Raw genomic sequence first — 3,136 nt, forward strand, 5'->3', positions numbered from 1 at the left:
CACCACGGCGTTACTAAATCCGTGGTCCTAACAGACTGGGCCGGGGACAAAGCGCCTGTAGTAGATCAGGCCAGTGGTGATACCGCATCAAGGCGTCATTGTTTGTCGCGGTCAGTCCGTACTCAGGGTTGATGTACGTTACTGCTGCTGCGAATGAGAAGATGCCGGCGTGGATTGAGTGCCATGTTAAGGCGTTGAATTATCTTGGCAAAGTACCAGCGGTCATCGTGGGCGGATAATGCTTCTACGGCGACTTATCGGCCGAAGAAGACCTCTACATACCGGATGGTCACTGACCGCTACGCAGCGTTTGCTGACTATTACGGGGTCACGATTATGCCGACTAGGCCCGGCAGGCCTCGTGACAAGGCAGCGGTAGAGCGTGCCGTGAAAATCGCCTACACCAAAATCCTGGGTTACTTCAGCAACGAGGTCTTCTATAGCCTTGATGAGCTTAATGAGGCGATCGCGGAGCGTCTTGTCGATATCAACAGCGCAATGACGCGGCCTGATGGCTCAACACGGCAGATGCGCTTTGATCAAGAAGAGGCACCAATGATGCGGGATCTTCCGCCGACGCCATTTACGGAAGTGTCTTATAAGCGGCTTAAAGTCGATCGCAACTGGCACATCACCTGTGACTACCAGTACTACTCAGTGCCATTTCAGTTGGTAGGAGAATCGGTAACAGTCAGACTCACCCCGCAACTGGTGAGCATCTTCAGCGGGGAGCAGCTTGTTGCTGAACTGAAGCGTCCTGGGTTTAGTTCCTACCTCAGCTAAGGAAGGATTGAACTATGCCTAGAAAGTATTCCGTTGAGTTCAAGGAGAAGGCGGTCCATCAGATCATCGAAATGGTCCGCTTGGAGTCCTGCTCACTGCAACGTGCCTACACGGAGGTCGGTGAGCTGCTTGGAGTATCTCACCACACGTTGCGGGCTTGGTATCGTGACAGCGCTTCAGCACGTGATGACTCTGACGCGTCTGGCGGCGAAACAATGGAAGAGGAGCTCAAGCGTTTGCGCCGCGAAAACCGTGAGCTGAAGCGAGCAAACGGGATTCTTAAGACTGCTTCGGCTTTTTTCGCAGCGGAACTCGACCGACCCACGACCAAATGATCTCCTACATCGACACATATAAGGATCAGTTTGGGGCCCGGGCCCATCTGCCGAGTCCTTAAACAAGCAGATCGTGGATTCATTACTTCACGCGGCTACCGCAAAGCCACCACACGTGTTCCCAGCGCAAGAGCCTTAAGCGATAGCCTTCTCATCCCAGAGATACAGCGTGTGCATGCGCAGAATTTCTCGGTTTACGGTATCCGCAAAATGTGGCACGCGATGAACCGTGAAGGCTTTCATATCGGCCGCGACAAGACTGCACGACTGATGAAGCTAGCTGGTGTTTCCGGCCGCAGACGTGGACGAACCCCCGTGACAACGACTAGCCCGAAGACACCGGATCATCGCCCAGACCTAGTACAGCGAAACTTCCGTGCACAAGCACCAGGAAGGCTGTGGGTTGCCGACATTACTTACGTTCGCACCCTGTCAGGATTCGCCTACACCGCGTTTGTCGTGGATGTCTACAGCCGAAAGATTGTTGGTGTTGCTACACGCTCAACGATGCGTACCGATGCGCTGCCCATGGAGGCTTTGGAGCATGCGTTAACGACTGCAGGGCGAATCCATGGAAACCAGCTGATTCACCATAGTGATCGGGGCAGCCAGTACGTGTCACTGAAGTATTCCACTGCGCTAGCCGAATCCGGAATCCGGCCGAGTGTGGGAACAGTCGGAGATTCTTATGACAATGCTCTAGCTGAGACCGTCAACGGTCTCTACAAGGCGGAACTGATTCATGCCCAAGGCCCGTGGACGTCGGTCGGAGAAGTCGAACTGGCCACCTTGCGGTGGGTGCATTGGTGGAACACTAAGCGGCTTCACGAAGCATTGGACTACGCCACCCCACAGGAAGTAGAAACCGAGTACTATCTCACCCAGCCCATCAACACAGGGGCGTAAAAGAAGCGGAACTAAACCCAGGACGCTTCACCCCCGCCCAGCCGGGCCAGCGGCACTACAGCTACGACCGGTTCCGCCAGCTGGTTGCCTCCCATGTCGATGCGGCCGAGCTTACCGCCCGGATCACTCACGCGCCAGGGCATACGATGCAAGTGGATTGGGCAGGGACCAAGATGCGCCTGTACGACCCTGCGGGCACACCGGGTGAGAAAGTCAGCATTTTCGTCGCCTCGCTGCCGTATTCAGGGATGCTGTTTGCCTGTGCGTGTGTTGACCAGCGGCAGCAGTCTTGGCTTGATGCCCACCGTCAAGCGTTTGACTACTTCGGCGGGGTCTGCCAGGTTGTTGTACCCGATAACGCGTCGACGGCGTCGAACGCGATCAGCACTGCCGATAGGAATCGGAAGGTCAACGACACCTACCAGCAGTTCTTGGAGCACTACAACACAGCAGCACTTCCCACTCGCGCGCGTCGGCCGAAGGATAAAGCGAATGTGGAAGCTGCGGTAAAGATCGTCACGCACAAGATCATCCACGCCCTTGAAGACCACCAGTGTGTTGACTTAGACGAGCTCAACGGAAAGATTGTGGGCGTAGTCGACGCGATCAACACCTCCGTGCCGTTTCGGAGTCAGCAGTCAAGCAGCAGGGATCTTTTTGAAGAACATGAGCAACATCTCCTTGCTGACCTGCCGACAACCCCGTGGCAACACACCGAGTGGAAGCGCGCGAAAGTGGCCCCAGATTTCCATATCACGGTTTCAACCGTGCGCTACTCCGTCCCGCACCAGCTTGTTGGCCGCACTGTCGATGTGCGCATCACAGGCCAGGTCTTGACCGTCTTTGACCAGGGGACAACCGTGGCAACCCACCAGGTTTCGCATAAGCGTGGGGCCTATGTCACTGACTATGAGCACATTCCATCTGGAATGGACTCCACCCGTGGACTGTGGACAAGCGACTACTTTTATCGCGAAGCCAGCAAAACCGGCCCGGCAACACGCAAGTCATCGAAGAACTTATCGCGGCGAAAGCCATCCCGGCCCAGGCATACCAGTCCTGCAGAAACGTGCTGTCAATGGGCAAACACGGCAACAAACCAATCCTGGAAG

General features: G+C 55.6%; 2 protein-coding genes and 1 pseudogene. All 3 read left to right on the plus strand.

The window, feature by feature from the left end; genetic code table 11:
* The first annotated feature begins 204 nt into the window (after positions 1–204).
* The gene (locus HMPREF2875_RS06870) at positions 205–783 is read left to right on the plus strand and encodes a Mu transposase domain-containing protein (protein ID WP_246817054.1); all 579 of its coding nucleotides are present in this window, start codon (positions 205–207) and stop codon (positions 781–783) included.
* 14 nt (positions 784–797) lie between these two features.
* Positions 798–2,024, plus strand: a pseudogene (locus HMPREF2875_RS06880) (IS3 family transposase).
* A gap of 80 nt (positions 2,025–2,104) precedes the next feature.
* Positions 2,105–3,136 (plus strand): IS21 family transposase (gene istA / locus HMPREF2875_RS06885; protein WP_246817055.1); only part of this gene is annotated, 1,032 nt, incomplete at its 3' end.

This window comes from Corynebacterium sp. HMSC078H07, assembly GCF_001812805.1.
In the GTDB taxonomy this organism is placed as follows: Bacteria; Actinomycetota; Actinomycetes; order Mycobacteriales; family Mycobacteriaceae; genus Corynebacterium.